The organism is Synechococcus sp. MU1617, from assembly GCF_020514235.1.
GTDB lineage: Bacteria > Cyanobacteriota > Cyanobacteriia > PCC-6307 > Cyanobiaceae > Parasynechococcus.
In genome coordinates this window covers 136880-156104 of record NZ_VTLB01000001.1, presented here as the reverse complement: position 1 = coordinate 156104, position 19225 = coordinate 136880, and the positions used below count along the sequence as shown (strand labels likewise).

The window sequence follows — 19225 nt, the reverse complement described above, 5'->3', positions numbered from 1 at the left end:
GACCATCAGGGCCGGGAGAGACGGAAGGGGCGGCCGACGCTGTTCAGCAGGCCATGCGGAGTCAGCCCTCCAAAGCCCACCCTAGGACTCAGGAGTTTGATCCCCGTCCGCGGCGGGTTCTGTCTCACGGAACAGAGGAACCAGCAAACGACCACCGATCACAAGGAAACCCAGCGAGGCCAACAGCTGAAGTAAGTCACTGGGAATCACCGTCGCAACGGATCCACCAGCAAAGGCCCCGAGCAAACTGGCAAGAACCAACGCGGATGATGAGCCCAGAAACACAGCCAGGGGGCGATTGGACGTGCCGCTGATGGCAACGGTGGCGAGTTGGGTCTTGTCACCGAGTTCGGCCAGGAACACGGTCAAGAAGGTTGAAATCAGAAGTGGAAAATCCATCGTCAGCTCGCGACATTGAGCCAAAGGGAGCGGGCAGCCTGGAGACCCAGCCAGATGCCAAGCGCCACCATCAGCACTCCAGCCATCAGTTCAAGACGCTCAGGCGGAAGGGTTTTGGCCAACCATTGACCCACGAGAACGCCCACAAGGCTGGAGGCAATCAACGCTAGAGCGGCACCAATGAACACCAGAACCGGTGAGCCCGACTGGGCCGAGAGCAAGAGCGTTGCCAACTGCGTTTTGTCGCCAAGTTCAGCAATAAAAACCGTGGTGAAGGTGCTGAACAGAACGGCAGCAAAGCTGCGCGACTCAGGGCTGGTTTGCTCACTCATCAACAGAGCCTCCAGAGGTCTGAGCGCGATTGAACCTACGCATCACGCCACTGCGACCGCCATAGCTGCTGCGAATCTGCTGTTGGCAACAAGCGATGGCAAAGGCATCGAACTGATCATCGGGAACGTCAAACAGACGGCCCAGGCCACTCACACGACAAAAGTCAGGACGCTCCTCATAAATCGTGCATCGCTGACTGCCCGTGTCGTAGTGAATGCACCAGCCGTCGGGACCAACCATGGCCAAATAGGTGCGTTGTTGCTCTTCGCTCAAGGCCGCCAGGGCGTCAGCCCGTTCTTCCGGAGCGAGCCGGCAACAGGCTCCGCAGTGCTTGATACAAGTCCATTGCGGCGTCGTTCGGCTCATGACTGAAGCTGTGACAAGCCATCACAGAGATCAGAACCAATCCGTCGCTGTCGGGACAGAGCCCCGTAGCCTGGGAGGCGTAACGATTTCGGACAGCGCTGCATCGCCATGGGCTTTGACATTCACCTGATCGCCAACTTTGCCGCCCTGGCGATGATCACCATTGCAGGTCCCGCTGTCATCTTCATCCTCTTCTACCGCCGCGGTGCGCTCTGATCGCATCGCCTTAAGGGCGAAGCCCTAATCCCAGACAGGCTTCCTCGATCAACTGAATCACCCGCTGATCCCTCGTCAGGTCGTTGTCACTGGTGAGGGATCTTTCTTGTTCAACGCTCGCCTGAAGCGTTTCACCATCACCATTGGTGAGCGTCAGCCCTGAGCTTTCCGTCCAGCGGGCGGTGTACTGCCGTGACCCGCGGTCGATCAACACCACCTCCGTATGGGCGCGGATGGCTTTGAGTTCCAGCTGGAGACGCTGCTCACCCTGCCAGCGGTTGATCGAAATGCTGTAAGCCACGTCACAGCACTCAGGGACGGGCGCCGATGGATCCCATCGCCAGGCGATAGCGCGACGCTCACTGTCCCCTTGGCGCAACGTCAGGGCCAGATGTCCACCCTTGAGGTCCCGCCGCTCCTCAACGCTCACACCTCGCGTCCAGAAGAGCGGTTTCGGATGACCGATGCCGAAGGGGGCCAGGGATTGCAGGTGGCGCCACAGATCCCAGTTCACATCCTTCAACTGCAGCAGAGCGTCAGGTTGCACGGGACGCCCCTGAGCCTGGGTCATCAGCCAACCATCGGCCTCGGCGCAGAGGCGCTCATGCAGGGCATGGACAAGCTCCGCTTTCACGGTGAACCCCCCTGCAGCGGGATGGCCTCCAAAGCGGGTCAACAGATCACTGCAACTGCAGAGGGCACGATCCACAGCGAAGCCACTGGGCCCACGCACCGAAGCGCGCAGGCTTCCATCACCATCACCGGCTAGCAGAGCGGTGGGACGGTGATAACGCTCCATCAGACGGGCAGCAACAATGCCAATCACCCCGTGGTGCCAGTGGCTTTGTGCCAGCAGCAGAAAAGACGGAAGGTTGTCAGCGCTCTCCGCTTCCACCAGAGCCACGGCCTCCGCTTCAATCGCATCGCAGAGATCCCGACGCTGGCGGTTGTAATCATCACAGCGGCGTGCCAGGGCCATCGCTGAATCAGGATCCTCAGCCGTAAGCAGGTCCACAACGAGCCTCGGTTCGCCGAGGCGACCGACAGCATTGATTCGTGGTGCAAGCTGAAACCCGATGTCCTCGGCCGTCAGCGGGCGTTCTCCAAGACCGGCCAGACGCTGAAGTGCTTGCAAGCCTTTGCACTCGGAGCGGTGCAGGTGGTTCAGCCCCTCAAGCAACCAACTGCGGTTTGCCCCCACCAGAGGAGCCATATCGGCCACCGTGCCGATGCAAAACAGATCACGGGCAACGCGGATCGCTTCTGGTTTGTTCAGCACTTCGGCAACGGCATGGGCCAGCACATAGGCCAGGCCCACGCCGGCCAGTCCGCGGTAGGGCGAGTCCTCTGGCGTGGTGGCCGGGTGAATGAGTGCGGTCATGGGCGGCCGCTCCGCCGGGATGGTGTGGTGATCGGTCACGATCACCTGCATGGTCAAACTCGCTGCCAGTTCAAGGGCTTCCCTCGCGGCAACTCCGTTATCAACGGTGACCAGAAGCCTCACTCCATCGTCGTAGAGCCGCTGCACCATGGCGGGATTGAGACCATATCCCTCCTCCATCCGCGACGGAATCGCTGGCTCCGGCTCAGCGCCCAGCGGGGCCAACGCCCGCAACAGCAGAGCTGTGCTGGTCATGCCATCGGCGTCGTAATCACCACAGATGGCGACACGCTCACGGGATCGGCAGGCCGCCACCAGACGGGCACAGGCCTGCTCGAGATCGGGGAAATGATCGTGGGTGGGTGGCAGATCACCAGGGGAGAGAAATTTCTCGGCCTCGGATGTGGAGCTGAATCCCCTGCGCCGCAGCACACAGCGCAGCGCCAGAGGCAAATCAAGCCCTCGCAATGGGGATGGTTCCACCACGGCTGGAAGGGACCAGGACCAATGGAGCGGAACAGCCGGCAAGGGAACGCAACAGGGGGTGATGTCCCAGCATTGTGCCGTTGCTGCTGCTCAAGGTGAACAGACTTTCAGCGGTCTTTTGGGATGTGGACGGCACCTTGGCCGACACGGAAATGGGCGGTCATCGACCGGCTTTCAACATGACCTTCAAGGAGCTGGATCTCCCCTTCGTTTGGGATGAAGCGCTCTACAACAGATTGCTGGCGATTCCAGGCGGACTCCGCAGGGTGAAGCTTCACGCTGAAGCCTGTGGGGTGACCCTCACCCAGGACCAACTGGACCAGGTGCGTGATCGCAAACGCTTGCATTACCTGGAACGGGTCCGCGAAGGACACGTGCATCTCCGCCCCGGTGTGAAGAGGCTTTTGCATGAGCTGAGCCGCGCCGGCGTGCAGCAGTGGATCGTCACCTCCAGCGGATTGGCGTCGGTGATGGCACTGCTGGAACAAATCCAGAAACAGATCCCCAGCTTCGATGGCGTGGTGACATCGGATGACGTTGCTACGGGCAAGCCAGCACCGGACGGCTACCTTCTCGCTCTCAAACGCAGTGGGGCCAACAGTGCTGCCAGCCTTGCTGTCGAAGATTCTGCCGCTGGTCTCTCGGCAGCAAGAGCCGCAGGTCTGCGTTGTCTGCTGACCCCTTCCCCCTGGGATGCCGAAGCCTTGCGTGATTCCGCTGACGAGGCAACAGCCGTGTTGGATCACCTGGGAGACCCTGGACAACCAGCAACCGTCCTTTCCGGTGCCTCTTGCCAGGAGGGGGCAGTGACGCTGAAGTATCTGGAGACCATGCTGTCGGTGCCGGATCGATGAGCTCAATCCAGCGCACACGTCTGGCGGGGCTTCAGAACAATTGGGGTGCAGGGATTCGTCAGTCTTGGTCTGGACCCTGGTGGCGCCGTAGCGCCACGTTGCTGCTGCTCCTGCTTGGATTTTTCATTGGCAGCAACCTCCCCGTTTACATCCTGGATGCTGTTCAGCTGAGGACCTATACGGCGTTTTATGCCCTTATCGCCTGTGAATTGATGGTTCTTGGGCGCCGTCGTCTTCCCTGGCTCGACAACCTGCGGCTTGGATTTGTTTACGCGGTTGTTCTGGAGGCGTTCAAAGTTGGATCCTGAAGGCCAACGCATCATTCCCAGCAGCGATCAGCAACGGTTGCTTCAGCATCTTGATTTGGGCGACGTCGCAAGTTGGTCTGCACAGCAGCGCAACTCCGGGCGTCACCGGGTCGCCCTCGATCACTGGCATCCCAGAGCTGCACCGGATTGGCTGTGGTCAGTTGGCCTGCCTCTTCTGAGCCTGGGAGATCAATGGCTGGGAGAACGCCGTCTGCTCGGACTCAGTGCTTTGCCGGGATGCGGGAAGACCACTCTGGGGCAATGGATTGAAGCAGCGGCAAAGGAACTTGGCCTCTCCATCCAGGTGGTGTCGCTGGATGATTTTTATTTCGAGGCCGAACGGCTTGATGCGGCCATAAGCGGCAACCCCTGGGGTGTGCCCCGCGCACTTCCTGGCAGCCATGACCTGGAGCTCCTGCAGGAGTGTCTTCAGGTATGGCGCCAGGGTGACCACGTCTTGATGCCCTGCTTCGACAAAGCCAAACGACAAGGACGTGGAGACCGCAGCGGTTGGCGCCGTTGCGATGCCGACCTGCTGATTTTTGAGGGTTGGTTTGTGGGATGCAGATCAAACGCCGACCCAACGGCAGATGAGCCCCATCTCGAGTTTCCTCTAACGCCGCAGGAGTTGGAATGGCGCCAGAAGCTGCAACCAGTTCTCGCCCTCTACGAAGCCACCTGGAGTTGTTTCGATCAACTCTGGCAACTGCGGGCGACAGACTTCAACGCTCAATGGCGTTGGAAACGGCAACAGGAAGCCACCCTTCAAGCGGAACGGGGAGCATCGCTTTCCAGTTCCGAACTCGATCGATTCATCCGCATGATTCTCTGCTCGCTGCCATCGAGCAGTTTTCAAACAATGCGAGCGGATGTTGTTGTGGAGGTGGATCCAGATCGAAACCTGAAACGAATCCACCTCCAGGGTGCGATTCAGGATTCGCCGTCTTCGGACTCACTCACCGGGTAGACAAAACCCTGGGCGCGGCCACTCAGCACAGACTTGCCGATGGACATGGCGCGCTGGGCGGCAACGGCTGCCTTGCCCTTCCAGGTGGCGCTGCGCTGGTTGCGCTTGGCCTTGGATGTTTTCTTCTTCGGGACGGCCATTGCGCCTGATGTATTTCCAAACCGAGATTGTCTCGTTTGGAACCCCCTTGCGTCAAATCGCTAGGCTCCGTGAAGCGCAGCGATGACGTGGCACCAGGTTCGGACGGCTCCAGTGGTTCCGCGGCCCCTCAGAAGGTTCAACCTTCTTCGATTCAGGGTTTTTGGACGAAGAAGGACACGGTGAGTTACTCCACCCTGCTCAAAGATATTGATGCAAAAGAGATCAAGCAGTTGGATCTCGTACCGGGCAGCAGGGAAGTCAGGGTCCAATACAACGATGGGCGACGGGTCACCGTTCCCGTTTTCGCCAACGACAACCAAATCCTTCGGGCGGCAGAGAGCTCTGGCACGCCTCTGACAGTTGTTGATATCCGCCGTGAACAAGCAGGGCGCGAACTGGCCGGGACCCTGGTGGTGGTTCTGCTGGTGCTGGTCGGCCTATCGCTCCTGCTGAAGCGGTCAGCTCAGATGGCGAATCGGGCTCTGGGTTTTGGGCGAAGTCAACCTCGCTTGAAGCCACAGGAAGACCTGCAGATTCGGTTTGAAGACGTGGCCGGCATTAACGATGCGCGGCTTGAACTGGAGGAGGTGGTCACCTTCCTTAAGCAGCCTGAGGCTTTTATTCGTCTTGGCGCCAAGATCCCGCGGGGCGTGCTCTTGGTGGGCCCCCCTGGAACTGGGAAAACACTTCTTGCCAAGGCGATTGCAGGGGAGGCGGGCGTGCCGTTCTTCTCAATCGCGGCCTCAGAGTTTGTTGAGCTTTTCGTGGGTGTTGGCGCCAGCAGGGTTCGCGATCTATTCCGCCAAGCCAAAGAAAAGTCCCCCTGCATCGTTTTCATCGATGAGATTGATGCAGTTGGTCGCCAGCGGGGTGCTGGCATCGGCGGCGGCAACGATGAACGCGAACAGACCCTCAACCAACTCCTGACGGAGATGGATGGTTTTGAGGAGAACTCGGGCGTCATCCTGCTGGCGGCCACAAACCGTGCCGACGTGCTGGACGCCGCACTGTTGCGTCCGGGTCGCTTCGACCGGCGAATTGATGTTGGTCTTCCTGATCGCCAAGGTCGCGAGGCCATTCTCGCCGTACATGCGCGAACACGACCCCTCGATGACTCGGTTTCGCTATCGGATTGGGCGAGCCGCACCCCTGGTTTTTCCGGTGCTGATCTGGCCAATCTGCTGAACGAAGCAGCGATCCTCACGGCCCGCCAGAACATGCTCCGGATCGGTCAATTCCAGCTTGAAGGGGCCTTGGAGCGGATCACCATGGGGCTCAGCAATCGCCCCTTGCAGGACAGCGCCAAAAAAAGGCTCATCGCTTACCACGAAGTGGGCCATGCCCTGGTGGCCAGTCTTCTGCCGGCGGCTAACGCGGTGGACAAGGTCACGATTCTTCCCCGTGGCGGAGCCGGTGGTTACACCCGCTTCATGCCCGATGAGGAAGTGCTGGATTCCGGTTTGATCACCCGCTCGTCTTGCCTGGCTGATCTTGTGGTCGCCCTCGGTGGGCGGGCAGCAGAGCAGGTGGTTTTCGGATCGCTCGAGATCACCCAAGGGGCTAGTGGTGATCTCCAGATGGTGGCTCAACTCGCACGGGAGATGGTGACGCGCTTCGGCTTTTCCAGCCTCGGGCCCATGGCCCTTGAAGGCCCCGGTACGGAGGTGTTTCTGGGACGCGACTGGTTCAACCAACGGCCGAGTTACGCCGAATCCACAGGTCAGGCCATCGATACTCAAATCCGCCAGCTGGCCAAGAGTGCTTTGGCGCAAGCCATCGCTCTACTGGAGCCACGCCGTGAGTTGATGGATCAACTGGTGGACGTTTTGATTGCCGAGGAAACGATCAACGGTGATCGGTTCCGCGACATCGCTGGCCTCCCATGAGACGCCTTCTCCTTCTGCTGCCGCTGGTTGTTGTTGCAGCCCGGATGCAGATCGAGTGGCTCTGGTTCGATCAGTTCGCCTGGACTGACGTTCTTCTTAAGCGCTGGCTTCTTCAGCTTCTCTTCGCTGGGTTGGCCATGCTGCCGCTATTGGCAGCCCGGGCCTGGTCCAGGCAATTCAAACAACAGACGTCAAGCTCATCCCAGGGAATCTGCCTGACCGGATGGTCCTACGGATTCGCTCTGTTGATCAGTGCTGTTGTGGTGCTTGTCACTGCCTCGCTGACGCTGGATCTCTTGGCGCTGGCCATCCATGACCCGTTTCAGCTGGGTGAGTGGCGACCACACCTTGGGCCAAATGTTCGAATCGGCTCAGCTAGAGGAGTCATTCAGGCGTTAGCGATAGCCCTGGCGATGGCCTGGCCGCGGTTGAGGCCATGGCTGGCACGGATCGTTGCAGGGTCTCTGGTTGTTGTCGTGAGCCGCGCTTGGAGCATCTGGTCGCTGGCCCTCTTGATTCCTGATGAATCCACGAAAGACCCCTTACTCGCAGCCGATCTGAGCTTCGGGTTGGGGCGCTTTGCCGGATTGCATCTGGCCCTGGAACTGTTGATCTTGGGCGCAGCATTCACCCTCGTCTTTGAGCTCTGGCGTCTTGTGGCTGGCTCAAAAGCAATCTCTGACTGGGCCAGTCCAATCTTTTCGCGGCGACAGATTCAGCTGATCAGGTCCCTGTCAGCGCTTCTGCTGCTTGGAGCAGCGGGTCTGGTGTGGTTATCCAGGCATCAACTCCTGTGGACTCAACACGGCCTTGTGGCCGGGGCGGGATGGCTACAGGCCCACCTCACCCTGCCGTTGCGTGCAGTCGCCACGCTCCTACTGGTGCTGATTGCGCTAGCTGTTCTGTTGCCCTGTCGGCGGCGACTGCGTCAGGGACTTGCATTGACCTTGGCGACGCTCGTGGTGCTGGAAATGGTCGCCACACCTCTGACCCGCTGGCTCGTGGTGCGGCCAAGGGAATTTGCCTTGCAAGAGCGCTATCTGAAAAATGCCATTGAGGCCACGCAATGGGGCTTCCAGTTGGATCAAATCAAGAGTCAAGTCGATGACCCCTCAAGGTTCAGCGCCGCTGATCGTGAGCAAGGCGCCAGCACTCTCGAAAATGTCCGCCTCTGGGACAGCGGTCCTTTGCTTGAAGCAAACCGCCAATTGCAACAGCTGAGGGTCTACTACCGCTTTTCCAATGCAGCAGTTGATCGTTATCCGCTGAATCAAGACAGCGATTCGTCCCAGCAAGTGATTGTCTCGGCGCGCGAATTGGATCAATCCGCATTGCCGCGTCGCTCTAAAACCTGGCAGAACAGTCATTTCATCTTCACCCACGGCTACGGCTTCACCGTTAGTCCGGTGAATGAACGCAGGGACGATGGTCTCCCTTCTTATTTCATCAAAGGTCTCGGCACGGAAACAAAAATTGCTGGAAATCCAGCACTGGGTATTGAACGATCTGACGTTCAGGATCAAATCCCTGTCGGCGATGCAGCGCTCTATTACGGGATGCTTCCTTCGCCCTATGCCATCGCTCCAACAGATATCGCAGAATTTGATTACCCCGAAGGCGATATCAATGTAATGACGCACTATCATGGATCAGGCGGTGTATCAATTAGATCTTGGCTTCAACGATGCGCAGCAGCGGTTTATCTACGTGAACCTCGATTGCTGTTCACAAATGCGATCAACGTTGATTCCAAACTACTTATCAGGCGTGATGTGCGCAGCCGTGTCAAAGCGATAGCACCCTTCATTGATTTTCGTGGTGAGCCCTATCTGATTTCCATTCCCAATTCTGATCAGGACAGTTCCAACACGACCAAAGCGACATCGGATCAACGCCAACAACATCAGTATTGGGTCGTTGAGGGGTACACCCACAGCACGACCCTGGCTTACAGCGCAGCGGTCTCACCAGATGATCCTGATCGGTACTTAAGAAACTCAGTGAAGGCCATTGTCGATGCTTACAACGGCAGCATTCAGTTCTTCATTTCAGAACCCGACGATCCGATTGCGGGCACCTGGGCTCGCATCTTCCCAGATTTATTTGAACCAATGCAGGCGATGCCGCAACTCGTTCGTGACCACCGCAGAGTTCCTGAGGATTTCTTCAATGTTCAAGTGAATCAGCTGAAGCGATATCACGTTACCGATCCCCAAATCTTCTACAACGGCGATGATGTTTGGCAGGTTCCCAGTGAGATCTATGGGGGACAAAAAATTGATGTTGAGCCTTATCACATCACGGCACAGGTTCAAGGCAACGACAATTCCGAATTTCTTTTACTCCAACCACTTACCCCCCTAGCCCGGCCAAATCTCACAGCGTGGTTGGTGGCTCGAAACGACGGTGATCACTACGGTGAATTGGAATTAATCGATTTTCCCAAAGACAAAATCATCCTCGGCCCGGAACAAGTTCAGGCTCTTATTCATCAGGATCCAGATGTGAGCGAGCAGTTTGGCCTTTGGGATCAGGACGATCTAGAACTCGTTCAAGGCAATCTTCTTGTGCTTCCCGTTGGCTCTGGACTCCTTTACGTGGAACCGGTATATCTGCGTACCAGGAAAGTGGGGCTGCCCTCTTTGGCCAGGATTGTTGTGAGTGACGGTCGGTTGATTGCGATGGACCAGGACTTAGATCTCGCTTTGGATCAACTCATGAAAAAAAGCTCCACCCGTTTGACGGGCAGAGCTTAAGAAAATACCAATTTGGTTGATTGAAGAATCAGCCGATGGAGGAGAAGTACTCCTTGGAACCCTTGGGATCAGGCTTCATGGTCTTTTCACCAGGAGTCCAGTTGGCAGGGCAAACCTCGTCGGGGTTGGATTGCACGTACTGGAAGGCCTGCAGAACCCGAAGAGTCTCATCCACGTTGCGGCCAACGGGCAGGTTGTTGATGGTGGCGTGCATGATCACACCATCGGGGTCGATGATGAACAAGCCGCGCAGGGCAACACCCTCGGCATCATCCAAGACGTTGTACGCCGTGGAAATTTCCTTCTTCAGATCGGCAACGAGGGGATAGTTGATATCGCCCAGGCCGCCCTGATTGCGAGGGGTCTGAATCCAGGCCAGGTGGCTGAACTGGCTGTCCACGGAAACGCCGAGGACTTCGGTGTTCTTGCTGGAGAAATCGGCGTAGCGGTCGCTGAAGGCCGTGATTTCAGTCGGGCAAACGAAGGTGAAATCCAGCGGATAGAAGAACAGCACCACGTACTTGCCCCGGTACTGGGACAGGGTGACTTCCTTAAACTCTTGGTCCACCACTGCGGTGGCTGTGAAATCAGGGGCCTGCTGGCCCACACGCAAGCAACCGGTGTCGGTCATGATCGGGGGGTGAAGGAGTGAGCTGAAGGCCGCAATCGACTTAACACGTAGTCGAATCGACTTCCAGTTTCATGTTTCAACCTATCACGGATGCCGCCCTCCGTCGCCATAAACTCAGACGATGACTGATCGATTCACCAGCTGGGACCCAGCTCTGCTGCGCAAGTTCAGCTCTACTGGACATTTCCGTCTGCTGAACCAGCTGAAAGGAGATCTGCGCAAGAAACCTCTGGATCGAGACCAGCGCACAGGGCAGCTGAAAAGCTTGGGAGGGAATCGCGGAGCAAGCCGACGGTCGTCGCCCTCACGAGTCGCCGAGCCAGCACCTTTACCTGCACCGACACCCGTTGTTGAGACAGAGACGCCTCTGATCAAGGATGACCAGCCGAGATCCTTTCGCGACCGCCTCAATGCCATCGACATGCGCTGAGGCTGAACCCCTGAGATGTATGATGGACACTGGCCTGAAGGGCCTGCGTCAGAGTAGCTCAGCTGGTTAGAGCACAGGATTCATAACCCTGAGGTCGGGAGTTCAAGTCTCCCCTCTGACATTCATTGATTCAAGCTGGGGAGCAGCCTGCTCGTTACCAGCTTGGATATGAGCTTGATTGATTCAGGCCTTTCGTGCCGGAAGCTTGACCAGGGGATTGAGAGCAGCGCCACCGGCGCGACGGATTTCAAAGTGAAGGTGAGGTCCGGTGCTGCGTCCGGTGCTTCCCATCAATGAAATTCGAGCACCACGGGGTACAACCTGACCTTTCTTGACCAAAAGGCGGCTGTTGTGGGCGTAACGCGTGGATTCACCATCGCTGTGGGCGATTTCGACCAGATAACCGTAGGCACCGCTCCAGCCTGAGAAGGAGACGATCCCATCACGCGCTGCAAGGACAGGGGTTCCGGTGTTGTTGGCAATATCAATCCCTTTATGCATCCGACCCCAACGCCATCCATAACCTGAGGTAAAAACACCCTTGGTTGGCCACTGGTAACCAACGATTGGGGGTTTGAGGTGGTCGGGCTGGTCGGCGATAGGCAGCAGAGTTTGCTCTGGCCAAGCAGCACCTCCACTCCGAAGCGGACGAACAGCAAGAAGTGACTGCCCTGAGGAAGCCTGAGCGATCTGGAGCTCCCGGCCAACAGTCAAACCACTGACATCAAGCCCAGGATTCCAAGTCTTGAGCTGTTCCTGGGTGACACCGTGACGCTTAAGGAAAGCAGCCAAAGAATCACCCTTCTGGATTTTGGCAAGGGTGCCGACCGGTGGCGGAGCAGCAACTGGAAGCGTCTGACGCTCACTGGTCCGTTTGAGTGACGACAGCGTCACCGCAACAGCCCGCGCAGAGCCAGGCAGAGAGAGCCAACTCTCCTTTTCAAAAACATGGGAGTAAGGCACGTTGTTCAACGTGGCCAGAACCTCAGGATCAAGGTTGAACAGCTCAGAGAAACGCCTCAGTGACGTGGCCCGAACGACCTTGAACCAAACGGAGGCAGTCGTTTTGGCTTTATTGCCGGCGGCGATGGAATCAGAAAGCTCGAGAGCTGGCAGGGGAGGCAGCTCGGCAAGTTCAAAGGTGGCGTTATCGGCAATACCGGGTAGGGAGCTCCACAGACCCAATGACACAACAGGGGCTACTGCAGCTGCCAGAGCAAGCGATGCGCGCATGAAAACCCTGAGACGCGTTGAAGGTAACGAGCCGAACATCACGGCGCAAGGGGGTTTGGAGCAGTGGTGAGATCACCACAACCGCAACTGCTCTCCAGCGACGTAGGTCACCAATGCGCAAGCGACGGAAAGGTTGAGGCTGCGTACGCCCCCCTGGCCAGCGTCATCAGCAGCTCCAGGCATTGGAATCGTGAGGATGCTGTCGCAGGCTTTGCGCACCGGTTCCGGCAGCCCCGTGTCTTCCCGGCCAAACAGCAGAACATCCCCTCGTCGAAAGGTGAACGACGAGAGCGATGAGCCACCACGACGACTGCAACCGATCAACCTCTGCTCAGGTTGGAGCTCAGCTTGAAACTCGGGGAAGTTCGACGCGATTGAAAGCTGAACGTGGGGCCAGTAATCAAGACCGGCACGGCGAACGCTCCGATCATCCACCTTGAATCCAAGAGGTTCAATCAGGGTCAGTGGAATGCTGAAGGCTGCCGATGTGCGGGCGATGTTGCCGGTGTTCGGTGGGATCTGGGGCTCGTACAGGGCAATACGCAGGGGGGCAAACTCAGTCATGGCACAAGCTGGCCTAGGCCATGAAGATCCAGAGCGCGACCCTGGAGAACCAACCAGGCGGCGTTGGCGACACGGTCAAGTGCTTGGGCAAGGCTTCCAAGACGATCCCGAAACAAGCCACCGATGCGTGTTGGGGGGACAACGCCCCAGCCTGTCTCTTCGATCACCAGAACAAAAGTGCAATGCGATGACCTGATCGAGGCGATCAGCCGTTCACAGAGGTGCTCCCACTCCGATGCATTTAGGTCGAGGTGATGGGCAACGAATCCTCCAAGCGCGTCAATCAGAACAGATTGGCCTGGAGCAAGGTTGTCGATGACGTTCACCAGGTCTGCTCCGCATTCAGCGAGGCTCCAGTGGTCGGGTCGACGCTTCCGGTGGACCTCCAGCCGCTTGTGCCAATCAGGGTCATCCGGTCGGGTGGCAGCGGTGGCGATGTAGGTCACAACAGGGTGATGAAGCAAAAGATGCTCAGCCCAACGGCTCTTGCCACTGCGGGCTGGTCCGCTGACCAGGATTAAGCGGCTGGTCTGGCCTGCCATGGGTGGCTCCAGATGGAACGTGGGATCAACCACCGCCATTCATCCCCTTCAGCGTCGCGACGGAAGACGGAGAAACACGGTTGAGATACCTGAAAATCCAATATTTGAAGATCGTCGCTAACACCACTGGGAATGTCGCGATGAAGAGATTGACGAAACTCTGGCTGGAGGGAAGGCCGAAATGGTCGGCAATTCCTTCCAGCAGCACCGACCAACCTTCCGGGCTGTGGTATCCAACAAAGATGTCAGTGAACAAGATAATGGCGAAGGCCTTGGCGGAATCACTCAGCCCGTAAACAGCCTCATCCAAAAATCCTCGAAGAACCCGCAGTTCATCGCGGCTCATAAAACACACCACGGTGAAAGCGATTAGGCCGGCCAAATCTGCAAAGACATTTTTAATTGCCTTGAGACTTTCCTGATCGGCATCCTGCTTGAGTTCCGTTGCCTTTTCGGTGAGCTTGTCGCGCAGGGCGCCATCAGCCAGGGGCTGGTCGCCTTTGAGGAAGGCATCGAATTCCAGCTCTTGCTTGTAGACCCGAAGTTTTTCAGCTGCCTTCTCTTCCAACTGAGGCTTGGGATAACTCAAGAAAGGAAGTTCAGGTGAAAACTGATTCACCACAGGGGAGATCAAATAGGTCCCCGCAATCTGTTGAACCAGCAAGGGAACCAGAACGAGAAGCAGCAGGACCCTCAATGAAATCAGCGTGCTGTCCCTTCGGCGTCGATAGCCGGCAACCAAGTTGTCCTCGGTCGAAGGATCCAATTGAAGTCGAATGCTGTCGAAGACACCGAGAAGCGAACGGGGCAGGGCATCCGGTGAGCGGCTGATCGACGGTGAACTGCTGGATCGTCGCGATCCATAGCGGCTCACGACGGATTCAATCAGTTGGAGTTGACGCAGCTCCTGGGAATCCAGTTGGCCCCGTTGTTCCGAGAGATTGGCTGCTGAATTACGGCAAATGGCCAGCGCCGTTTTGAAGCGACGCAGAATCGTGGCCTGAACAGAGCGCGGCACAGAGAGCTTGAGGTCCGGCCGGATCTGCCGGTCGCCGTAGTACTCCAATTCCAGGCTTTGGATAAGAAGAGCCGCCTCGTATCCACGCTCAAGATCACTCGAGAGTTCGATGGATTGGCTGTTGCTGAACAGGTTGATCCAGTTACGGCGGCTCATCGCAGTTAGGTCTTCAGCGCGAGAACACCCACCAGGTGGCCATCGGGATGATGGTTCCAAGCACCAACAAGATGATCACCCATTTGGTGGCATCGCTCTCAGCGGTTTCCGCCTTGGTGGGAATGTTGGTGGGCAGAGTGACCCGTTCAATTTCCTTCGGAGGACCAGGATCTTCCCCACCCGAGAGGACAGTTGAAAGTCGAGTGAGGCCATCAACAGATGCCTGGCGATAGCGATCGCCCTCCCGCAGGGGCACCGTCATCGTTGTCCGCGCGGTGCTCTTCAGCAGGCTTGCAGGAAGTTGTGCTTCGAGCTCCTGATTTGCGACCACGGCTGAACGCTTGTTGGAGGTTTCGATCAACATCAACAGCAGGGGATTACCGCTGGGGGAGCTCCACGTCTCGAGAAGTTCCTCACCGAAGCTGTTCAAGTTGATGCCGTAATCCAATCGCCGCAGCGTGATCAAGCGGGCGTCCACCCGTTGATCATCAAAACTGCGCAATTTCACCTCCAATTCACCACGGCTGGCGCGGCTGAACACGTCGGCATCGTCGATCACCAGTGCATCCGGCAGGCTTCCACCCAACGCGGCAGGTGAGATCGCCAGACTGGCAGGGGCGCAGAGGAGAAGACAGAACCCGAAACTAAGCAGGCTGGCCAACAGGCGTCTGGCGGAACGAGGCATCCCTTCAAGCGTTATGACTCCCTCAGTCTGCCGTTAGCTGTCCAGCATGTCGCGGTTAAGGGCTTCAATTGCCTCAACAACCATGCAGGCTTCGTTGTCGGGCAACGTCATCTGACGGGTGAGCTGATCCAAGAGGTCGGTCTCCTCCGTTGTGATCTTGCGGTCTGCATGCACCAGATGCGCGGCCACAGCCAGGGCCGACTGCTGCTGTGTTCGATTGAGCTGCGGTAAGGCAGAGGCAATCAAGCCCTGAACGCCCTGCTCCCGCAACAGCAGCAGCAGGCGATCAAACAATTCACCCATCGCAGCTTCAGAGCTGTCGCTGTAGAGCGATCGGTATTCCAGCTGACAGCGCAGGGCATGCGCTTCATCCCGCCCCAGCTTTCCATCACAGGCAACGGCGGCGAGGGCAATGGCGGCAAAAGCCTCGGGAGTCGTCATGGCAGAGACGCACATGTCCGTATTTGAGCAGGATGATTGCGTTCTGACAGCAACCTTCTTTGATGCCAGGTCCCGCCCGAGCCGTTCTGATCTGTGCGCTCTTGTTGCTGGGTCTGACCGTGACCAATGCTGGGTTAGCGGAGACCGTGACACCCGAACTGCAAAGAGCAGAGGTTCTGGCGGGGATGGCAGCGGTTGGGTTGATGTTGGTGGCTGTGCTCTGGACAAGGGCCAATCCCAAATCAGCGGAGAAGGTTCCGTTGAAGGGAGAGCAGGGACTGGTGATGGCGGATCAGTTCAGTAAGGACCAACAACAGGAGCTGGCCTGGGGCAGCCACATGCTGCTGACGGCAACGCCAGCGGCATCGGTGCTCGTGCTGTGGCGCCAACAGGTCGTGTTGCGTCGAGGCCTAATCAGTCAGGACTCGTTTCAGCCAGGGCCGATCACCAAACGGGCCCTTGAACGTGACCAAACCATCTCACTGGTGAACACAACACTGTTTCCGGGCCGGGCGGAATTCGACGCGATGCTGCCTTCACTCCCTTCCATCGTTGTATGCCCCATGGGCAACGAAGGAGCCGTGATCGTGGGGGGCTGGTCACCGCGATGTTTCACCCGATCGGATGAACGATGGATTGAGGGCTGGACCCAGCGGCTCAGAACGACACTTGGGGCCGGCGAGGTTTCTCCTGTGCTGCCGGACTCAGCTTGATCCTGGATTCAACCCTCGCTCCGGATTGGCCGAAACGGATCTCGCCATCATCAGAGAGCTTGGCTTCCATGCGTGATGCCCGCGTGATCTGCTCAGGCTTGGTTCGCTGAAGAACCACATCACCATCAGCCACAACCCGTTCACTGCGCCAGTTCCATGCACACCTGCGAGCCGTAAGCGTTTCCGACTTCTGCTCCACGCGACAGTCCCTGGAAATGATCACAGTGCCAGTGCGTTCATCAAGCTTGAATCCCCCGCCCTGCACTTTGCTGTTTTTCAAATCAGCCTGAAGGGGTTGATCGGATTGAAGTTGCTTCGCCGAAAACAGCCAACGCGTCCGTCCGGCAGTGATCCTTCCCCGTTCGTTTTCGAGCACAAGCATGACCGGTTGTTGAAGGTCGAGGTAACCCTTGCGGGTATTGCCATCCAGGCCCGATGCGTTGAGCGTTCGGCCATCACTGCGCACGGCCTCCACCGGACCAGGCGCCTGCATCAAACCGCTCTTCAGATTCCAGGTTCCGCTGCCACCGCGCACCACTGTTGAAGCAGCACTTGTTTCATCAACACGGTTCAGCTGGGTCGGGCCGCTGAACACCAGCACCTCGGTGTCCTGCTGGAAGGCCAGCTCGCGGGATCGAATTTGCGTCTGGCCATCATTGGCCGTTGGCCGTTGATTGATCACCATCCGCGACTGCGATGGCGTCCAAATCAGATTGTCTCCCTCAATCGTCAGCCCCCGTTGGTTCAACTGCCGCAGCTGAACCGATCCTTCAAGAACGACGAGCTCTCCATCTCTCAACACCGTGGCGAGATCAGCAGTGATCCGGTAGTGCGGTTGATCGTCGCGATAGAGAACGCCCTCAGGACGTCGTGCACGGATGGTTCGACTGCTCAGGTCGTAACGCGCCTCGGGGCTGCTGAGATCCCAGTCACGGTTGCCGTCGTCGGTCCGTTGACTCAAATCCAGCGATCGAAACACGAAGGAAGGCGTGGGTTCAACCGTGATTGGCCGACGTGTCGTGCAAGCGGTCAGCAATGCACTCGCCACAAGGGCAGCCGTCAAACCACTACGCGACAACCGACCCAGCATGCTTTGTTTAGAGGGGTTCATCCAGTTCCAACCGCTGCATCACCGGTGTTGGCTTCGGCAGCGCAGAACCGCCGCTCAGCCTGCCCCAATTCAGCTGATTCGACCAGTTGTTTTGATCCAAGCTTTGCCCGAGCTGGGCAAGAATCCTTTCGCTGAGGTCGGGCAGCAGCGGGGCAAGCAGAAGGCCAACAATCCGGGTGGTTTCCAGCACTGCGAACAAATCTTCGGCAACGCTCGCCTCTTGACCGGGTTCCTTCATGCGACTCCAGGGAGCTGTGTCATTGAGATGGCCGTTCGCGGCAATTGCCAACTGAAGAATCGACTCGGCGGCTGTCTTGAACGCAAACTGCGGCATCGCCTCAATCACCGTGCTGACGGATTCCGCAGCCTTGATAGCCAGGGGATGGTCAGCACTTGAGGCTGCTCCTGCCGGGGGAACGCCGTCATCGAACCATTTGCGGGCCATCGACGAGGTGCGGTTAAGCAAGTTGCCGATGGTGTTGGCGAGGTCGTTGTTGACGAGATCCACAAAGCGTTGTTGTTGAAAATCTCCGTCGTCTCCGAATTGGATGTCGCGCAGGAGATACCAACGAACGGCATCGGTGCCGCATCGCTCCAGCAACAATTCCGGGTCCAACACATTGCCAAGGGATTTGCCCATCTTCTGGCCCTCCCGGGTGAGGAAGCCATGGCCAAACACCTTTTGCGGCACCGGCAGTCCTGCAGACATGCACATGGCAGGCCAGAAGACAGCATGAAAGCGAAGGATGTCCTTGCCGATCACGTGCACGGAGGCGGGCCAACCGCAAGAGGCAAGCCGGTCCAGTGACACCGCTTCGCCGTCGTCGAGAAGTGCTGTGAGATATCCCAGCAGGGCATCAAACCAGACGTAAAAGGTGTGACCGGGATGGTCGGGTACTGGAAGACCCCAGGACACATTCACCCGTGAAATGGAGAAGTCACGCAAGCCTTGGCCGACGAAGTTGCGCACTTCCTGTCGTCTGCTGGCAGGCGCGATGAAGTCATCCCGAGCCACCAACTCCTCAATCGCGGATTGATAGCGGGAGAGCCGAAAAAAGAGGTTCTCCTCATCGCGCCATTCCAGAGGCTTGCGGTGGATCGAACAGGAAGGCGACTGGGCTTCGGCCGGATCGTCCTTGTATTCCTCGCAATCAACGCAGTACCAGCCGGTTTGCTTGCCAACAACGATGTCGCCGGATGCCTTGACCCGTTCGTAGAACTGCTCCACCAACTCCAAGTGGCGCGGGTTGGTGGTGCGCACGAAGCGATCGTGGGAAATCCCCCACTGATTCCAGAGATCGCGGTAGCGGCTGCTGACGCGATCGCAATGATCTTGGGGGCTCAGCTGCTGACGTTCTGCCGTGCGTTGAATCTTCTGACCGTGCTCATCAACACCGGTCACGAAGGTCACCGTCTCCAGCCGGAGTCGCTCGAAGCGAGCCAGGGCGTCACAGGCGAGGGTCGTGTAGGTGCTGCCCAGATGGGGACGATCGTTGACGTAATAGAGCGGAGTCGTAAGGGTGTAGGGCATCAGAAAAGTTCGAACTCCGCTGCACCGCAGCGACGACAGACTCTAACGAGCATGCCCATTGCGCTCCAAGCCAAACC

Annotated in this window: 22 protein-coding genes and 1 tRNA gene; 9 read left to right on the top strand and 14 right to left on the bottom strand. The window is 57.9% G+C overall.

The window, feature by feature from the left end; all coding sequences use genetic code 11:
- Positions 1-81 precede the first annotated feature (81 nt).
- From FZZ90_RS00930 to FZZ90_RS00920, 3 genes are read right to left on the bottom strand one after another with little or no spacing between them, the layout of a single operon-like run.
- On the bottom strand, positions 82-399 hold the full coding sequence (locus FZZ90_RS00930; RefSeq protein WP_226399856.1) for a TMEM165/GDT1 family protein: 318 nt from the start codon (positions 397-399) through the stop codon (positions 82-84).
- Positions 400-401: 2 nt separating this feature from the next.
- On the bottom strand, positions 402-731 hold the full coding sequence (locus FZZ90_RS00925) for a TMEM165/GDT1 family protein (protein WP_226423914.1): 330 nt from the start codon (positions 729-731) through the stop codon (positions 402-404).
- Positions 724-1098, bottom strand: a complete 375-nt coding sequence (locus FZZ90_RS00920; protein ID WP_226423913.1) for a YkgJ family cysteine cluster protein — start codon at positions 1096-1098, stop codon at positions 724-726. The genes FZZ90_RS00925 and FZZ90_RS00920 overlap by 8 nt, the downstream gene beginning before the upstream one ends.
- A 108-nt stretch (positions 1099-1206) precedes the next feature.
- Between FZZ90_RS00920 and psb30 the strand changes: the two genes are divergently transcribed.
- Positions 1207-1314: a photosystem II reaction center protein Ycf12/Psb30 gene (gene psb30 / locus FZZ90_RS00915; protein ID WP_025362280.1), complete on the top strand. Its 108-nt coding sequence runs from the start codon at positions 1207-1209 to the stop codon at positions 1312-1314.
- Positions 1315-1324: 10 nt separating this feature from the next.
- Here the strand turns inward: psb30 and recJ are convergent, their stop codons facing one another.
- The gene (gene recJ, locus FZZ90_RS00910) at positions 1325-3223 is read right to left on the bottom strand and encodes a single-stranded-DNA-specific exonuclease RecJ (RefSeq protein WP_226423912.1); all 1899 of its coding nucleotides are present in this window, start codon (positions 3221-3223) and stop codon (positions 1325-1327) included.
- A gap of 32 nt (positions 3224-3255) precedes the next feature.
- Here recJ and FZZ90_RS00905 point away from each other — a divergent pair, with 32 nt between their 5' ends.
- Genes FZZ90_RS00905 through FZZ90_RS00895 form a run of 3 tightly spaced genes read left to right on the top strand, consistent with a single transcriptional unit; the run spans position 3256 to position 5310 of the window.
- Positions 3256-4035, top strand: a complete 780-nt coding sequence (locus tag FZZ90_RS00905; protein ID WP_226423911.1) for an HAD-IA family hydrolase — start codon at positions 3256-3258, stop codon at positions 4033-4035.
- Positions 4032-4343: a DUF565 domain-containing protein gene (locus FZZ90_RS00900; protein WP_226423910.1), complete on the top strand. Its 312-nt coding sequence runs from the start codon at positions 4032-4034 to the stop codon at positions 4341-4343. The genes FZZ90_RS00905 and FZZ90_RS00900 overlap by 4 nt, the downstream gene beginning before the upstream one ends.
- Positions 4333-5310 carry a phosphoribulokinase gene (locus FZZ90_RS00895; RefSeq protein ID WP_226423909.1) on the top strand — a complete coding sequence of 326 codons (978 nt, stop codon included), beginning with the start codon at positions 4333-4335 and terminating at the stop codon, positions 5308-5310. The genes FZZ90_RS00900 and FZZ90_RS00895 overlap by 11 nt, the downstream gene beginning before the upstream one ends.
- Here the strand turns inward: FZZ90_RS00895 and rpmF are convergent.
- A complete protein-coding gene (rpmF, locus tag FZZ90_RS00890) occupies positions 5274-5450 on the bottom strand; it encodes a 50S ribosomal protein L32 (protein ID WP_226412070.1) in 177 nt (58 codons plus the stop codon). The genes FZZ90_RS00895 and rpmF overlap by 37 nt on opposite strands.
- 87 nt (positions 5451-5537) lie before the next feature.
- On the opposite strand from rpmF, the gene ftsH reads away from it, so the two are divergent.
- Together ftsH and FZZ90_RS00880 are read left to right on the top strand one after the other, a co-directional pair.
- Complete coding sequence (gene ftsH, locus FZZ90_RS00885; RefSeq protein ID WP_226423908.1) at positions 5538-7337, top strand: ATP-dependent zinc metalloprotease FtsH; 1800 nt, start codon at positions 5538-5540, stop codon at positions 7335-7337.
- Positions 7334-10093, top strand: a complete 2760-nt coding sequence (locus FZZ90_RS00880) for a UPF0182 family protein (protein WP_226423907.1) — start codon at positions 7334-7336, stop codon at positions 10091-10093. The genes ftsH and FZZ90_RS00880 overlap by 4 nt, the downstream gene beginning before the upstream one ends.
- 28 nt (positions 10094-10121) lie before the next feature.
- Here the strand turns inward: FZZ90_RS00880 and FZZ90_RS00875 are convergent, their stop codons facing one another.
- The gene (locus tag FZZ90_RS00875) at positions 10122-10724 is read right to left on the bottom strand and encodes a peroxiredoxin (protein ID WP_226399823.1); all 603 of its coding nucleotides are present in this window, start codon (positions 10722-10724) and stop codon (positions 10122-10124) included.
- Positions 10725-10845: 121 nt separating this feature from the next.
- Here FZZ90_RS00875 and FZZ90_RS00870 point away from each other — a divergent pair, with 121 nt between their 5' ends.
- Both FZZ90_RS00870 and FZZ90_RS00865 read left to right on the top strand, forming a co-directional pair.
- Positions 10846-11154: a hypothetical protein gene (locus FZZ90_RS00870; RefSeq protein ID WP_226423906.1), complete on the top strand. Its 309-nt coding sequence runs from the start codon at positions 10846-10848 to the stop codon at positions 11152-11154.
- Between the two features lie 47 nt (positions 11155-11201).
- Positions 11202-11275, top strand: a tRNA-Met gene (locus tag FZZ90_RS00865).
- A 62-nt stretch (positions 11276-11337) separates the two neighbouring features.
- On the opposite strand, the gene FZZ90_RS00860 is transcribed toward FZZ90_RS00865, so the two are convergent.
- From FZZ90_RS00860 to FZZ90_RS00835, 6 genes are all read right to left on the bottom strand, one after another.
- The gene (locus tag FZZ90_RS00860) at positions 11338-12387 is read right to left on the bottom strand and encodes a M23 family metallopeptidase (RefSeq protein WP_226423905.1); all 1050 of its coding nucleotides are present in this window, start codon (positions 12385-12387) and stop codon (positions 11338-11340) included.
- Between the two features lie 72 nt (positions 12388-12459).
- A complete protein-coding gene (locus FZZ90_RS00855) occupies positions 12460-12951 on the bottom strand; it encodes a tRNA (cytidine(34)-2'-O)-methyltransferase (RefSeq protein WP_226423904.1) in 492 nt (163 codons plus the stop codon).
- A complete protein-coding gene (gene cobU / locus FZZ90_RS00850; RefSeq protein WP_226423903.1) occupies positions 12948-13532 on the bottom strand; it encodes a bifunctional adenosylcobinamide kinase/adenosylcobinamide-phosphate guanylyltransferase in 585 nt (194 codons plus the stop codon). The genes FZZ90_RS00855 and cobU overlap by 4 nt, the downstream gene beginning before the upstream one ends.
- Entirely contained in the window at positions 13519-14667 is a 1149-nt protein-coding gene (gene pxcA, locus FZZ90_RS00845; RefSeq protein ID WP_226423902.1) for a proton extrusion protein PcxA, read from the bottom strand. Before pxcA ends, cobU begins: the two co-directional genes overlap by 14 nt.
- 13 nt (positions 14668-14680) lie before the next feature.
- Positions 14681-15352 carry a photosystem II repair protein Psb32 gene (psb32, locus tag FZZ90_RS00840; protein ID WP_226423901.1) on the bottom strand — a complete coding sequence of 224 codons (672 nt, stop codon included), beginning with the start codon at positions 15350-15352 and terminating at the stop codon, positions 14681-14683.
- A 33-nt stretch (positions 15353-15385) separates the two neighbouring features.
- A complete protein-coding gene (locus FZZ90_RS00835; RefSeq protein ID WP_226423900.1) occupies positions 15386-15808 on the bottom strand; it encodes a tellurite resistance TerB family protein in 423 nt (140 codons plus the stop codon).
- A gap of 47 nt (positions 15809-15855) precedes the next feature.
- Between FZZ90_RS00835 and FZZ90_RS00830 the strand changes: the two genes are divergently transcribed.
- A complete protein-coding gene (locus FZZ90_RS00830; RefSeq protein ID WP_226423899.1) occupies positions 15856-16506 on the top strand; it encodes a cofactor assembly of complex C subunit B in 651 nt (216 codons plus the stop codon).
- Here the strand turns inward: FZZ90_RS00830 and lptC are convergent.
- On the bottom strand, positions 16451-17596 hold the full coding sequence (lptC, locus tag FZZ90_RS00825; RefSeq protein ID WP_226424424.1) for an LPS export ABC transporter periplasmic protein LptC: 1146 nt from the start codon (positions 17594-17596) through the stop codon (positions 16451-16453). The genes FZZ90_RS00830 and lptC overlap by 56 nt on opposite strands.
- A gap of 7 nt (positions 17597-17603) precedes the next feature.
- Positions 17604-19148, bottom strand: a complete 1545-nt coding sequence (gene metG, locus FZZ90_RS00820; RefSeq protein ID WP_226423898.1) for a methionine--tRNA ligase — start codon at positions 19146-19148, stop codon at positions 17604-17606.
- Between the last annotated feature and the right edge of the window lie 77 nt (positions 19149-19225).

What these genes read in the sequence shown, in the direction of transcription:
- FZZ90_RS00875 (WP_226399823.1), bottom strand. Translation starts at nt 10,724, where the DNA reads ATGACCGACACCGGTTGCTTGCGTGTGGGCCAGCAGGCCCCTGATTTC.
- FZZ90_RS00925 (WP_226423914.1), bottom strand. Translation starts at nt 731, where the DNA reads ATGAGTGAGCAAACCAGCCCTGAGTCGCGCAGCTTTGCTGCCGTTCTG.
- pxcA (WP_226423902.1), bottom strand. Translation starts at nt 14,667, where the DNA reads ATGAGCCGCCGTAACTGGATCAACCTGTTCAGCAACAGCCAATCCATC.
- FZZ90_RS00830 (WP_226423899.1), top strand. Translation starts at nt 15,856, where the DNA reads ATGCCAGGTCCCGCCCGAGCCGTTCTGATCTGTGCGCTCTTGTTGCTG.
- FZZ90_RS00930 (WP_226399856.1), bottom strand. Translation starts at nt 399, where the DNA reads ATGGATTTTCCACTTCTGATTTCAACCTTCTTGACCGTGTTCCTGGCC.
- rpmF (WP_226412070.1), bottom strand. Translation starts at nt 5,450, where the DNA reads ATGGCCGTCCCGAAGAAGAAAACATCCAAGGCCAAGCGCAACCAGCGC.
- lptC (WP_226424424.1), bottom strand. Translation starts at nt 17,596, where the DNA reads ATGCTGGGTCGGTTGTCGCGTAGTGGTTTGACGGCTGCCCTTGTGGCG.
- FZZ90_RS00860 (WP_226423905.1), bottom strand. Translation starts at nt 12,387, where the DNA reads ATGCGCGCATCGCTTGCTCTGGCAGCTGCAGTAGCCCCTGTTGTGTCA.
- cobU (WP_226423903.1), bottom strand. Translation starts at nt 13,532, where the DNA reads ATGGCGGTGGTTGATCCCACGTTCCATCTGGAGCCACCCATGGCAGGC.
- FZZ90_RS00880 (WP_226423907.1), top strand. Translation starts at nt 7,334, where the DNA reads ATGAGACGCCTTCTCCTTCTGCTGCCGCTGGTTGTTGTTGCAGCCCGG.
- FZZ90_RS00870 (WP_226423906.1), top strand. Translation starts at nt 10,846, where the DNA reads ATGACTGATCGATTCACCAGCTGGGACCCAGCTCTGCTGCGCAAGTTC.
- FZZ90_RS00855 (WP_226423904.1), bottom strand. Translation starts at nt 12,951, where the DNA reads ATGACTGAGTTTGCCCCCCTGCGTATTGCCCTGTACGAGCCCCAGATC.
- FZZ90_RS00835 (WP_226423900.1), bottom strand. Translation starts at nt 15,808, where the DNA reads ATGTGCGTCTCTGCCATGACGACTCCCGAGGCTTTTGCCGCCATTGCC.
- FZZ90_RS00900 (WP_226423910.1), top strand. Translation starts at nt 4,032, where the DNA reads ATGAGCTCAATCCAGCGCACACGTCTGGCGGGGCTTCAGAACAATTGG.
- metG (WP_226423898.1), bottom strand. Translation starts at nt 19,148, where the DNA reads ATGCCCTACACCCTTACGACTCCGCTCTATTACGTCAACGATCGTCCC.
- psb30 (WP_025362280.1), top strand. Translation starts at nt 1,207, where the DNA reads ATGGGCTTTGACATTCACCTGATCGCCAACTTTGCCGCCCTGGCGATG.
- psb32 (WP_226423901.1), bottom strand. Translation starts at nt 15,352, where the DNA reads ATGCCTCGTTCCGCCAGACGCCTGTTGGCCAGCCTGCTTAGTTTCGGG.
- FZZ90_RS00920 (WP_226423913.1), bottom strand. Translation starts at nt 1,098, where the DNA reads ATGAGCCGAACGACGCCGCAATGGACTTGTATCAAGCACTGCGGAGCC.